A 1,586-nucleotide genomic window follows, 5' to 3' on the forward strand; every position below is an offset into this window, starting at 1 on the left:
ACGAGATTCATGAGCGTCTCGTGGGCTCGGACATGTGTATAAGCGACAGCTGAGGAATCAATGAAACCAGCTAATGTTTGTCAAGCTTTAGAGGCTTGGTCTGCAGAAGAATAGTTGTTATAATTTCAGTGCACACCAAATAACCTCCATTGGCGTGGAGGGTTTTGGCAAAATATGGTTATTTGTGGTAGGGCTGGCCTTTCTTCAAGATGGCGTATATGTGATGCAGTAGCTTGTTGGCGCAAGCAATCACCGTCACCTTGTAGGGCTTGCCCTCTTCTCTTTTCCTGTCGTAGTACGCCCGTAGCTTCTCGTTCGTACTTCGTCTAATTCCGCATTGCACGGCTAAATAAAGCGCCCGGCGTAGCCGTTTTGAGCCTCGTTTTGTTATACGGGTGCTGGATGCTACGAATTGACCCGAGCTATGCACGCTTGGATCTAGCCCTGCGTAAGCAACCAGCTGCTTGGGATCCTCAAATTGCCCGGCATCCCCGATCTCCGCAATGAGCGCGGCGGCCAGCTTATCCCCGATGCCTGGAATCGTCTTTAGCAACTCCACTTCCGGAATTTCCTCCGCCTCCTCTTGGATCTTCAATTCCAGTCGACTCAATTGTTCTTGTTGAGCAAGTAGAATCTCCACCATGCACAATAGGGCTGTTCTTTGAGCCGCACTTTGTTTCTGAGGTATTTGCATCGCTTGAATTCGCTCCACTTTGGACTGAATCCATGCCTTCCCGTGCGAGCTGCCTGCTGTTTCGCGTACCACTTCCTCGGTAATAACCGCCCCCTGAAGCATATGAAGCAGCACGTGCAATGAAGTCTTCGAATATAGATCGTGAAACACGCCTTCATAGGCAGGGCAAACCTGATCCAGTAGCGCCCTCGCGTTCAATTTCGACTGGATGAATTGCGTCGTCATAAACTCATGTTGCCGCGTCAAATGCTGCAACTCTATTATTCGATCTGTCCATCTACGGTGTGGTTTTACATCGCCACGATAGTACATCTCAGCCAAATGCCATGCGTCCGCTGCATCCGTTTTCACTTTTCGCAACTGCGCGCTTTTCGAGCGTTTGGATAACAGAGGATTTAGGATGAAATGCTCGATATTCATCCGCTCCAAATGCGCTACAACCGTCCGGTGATAGTGTCCCGTTGCTTCCAAAACAACGACGGGGCTAACGCCTGTTTGCATCTCTAACTGACGAATGACATCGTCCAGCCTTTCAAGTCCACCGGCATGCCGAATGGTTTCCGATTTCCCGTATGCCTCACCACGCTTCGTAAACGCTTGAAATACACTTGTCCCTTTCGCAACATCCAATCCAATAACCGGTTCCATGTCAGCTCCTCCTGCTGTGAAAATAGCCGGCAATCCCACGATGGTTCCAAACCCATAGCTTCGCTTGTGATACGAGGTCAAATGCCCCAACCAGCTCAAACATGGTCATTGGAGGTAGTGGGAGAACAGTTTTTTTGACGGGGTCTATGCCCCTAAAAGCCCCACGTTCTCCCGGCTACCGCCATCATAGAACGTCTAAAAAAATAGGCCAACCAGAAATCTCTGGCTGACCTGATAATACGAA

Annotated in this window: 1 protein-coding gene; it reads right to left on the minus strand. The window is 49.7% G+C overall.

The genetic code is table 11. The features are described from left to right. Positions 1-178: 178 nt before the first annotated feature. Positions 179-1,342 (minus strand): IS110 family RNA-guided transposase, encoded by a 1,164-nt coding sequence (locus EDM59_RS30770; RefSeq protein ID WP_122927073.1) that lies wholly within the window; start codon positions 1,340-1,342, stop codon positions 179-181. Between the last annotated feature and the right edge of the window lie 244 nt (positions 1,343-1,586).

Origin of the sequence: Brevibacillus nitrificans (assembly GCF_003710965.1) — a bacterium.
Classification (GTDB): domain Bacteria; phylum Bacillota; class Bacilli; order Brevibacillales; family Brevibacillaceae; genus Brevibacillus; species Brevibacillus centrosporus.

Excerpts from the sequence above, each read along its gene's own strand:
- EDM59_RS30770 (WP_122927073.1), bottom strand. The coding sequence starts at position 1,342 with ATGGAACCGGTTATTGGATTGGATGTTGCGAAAGGGACAAGTGTATTT.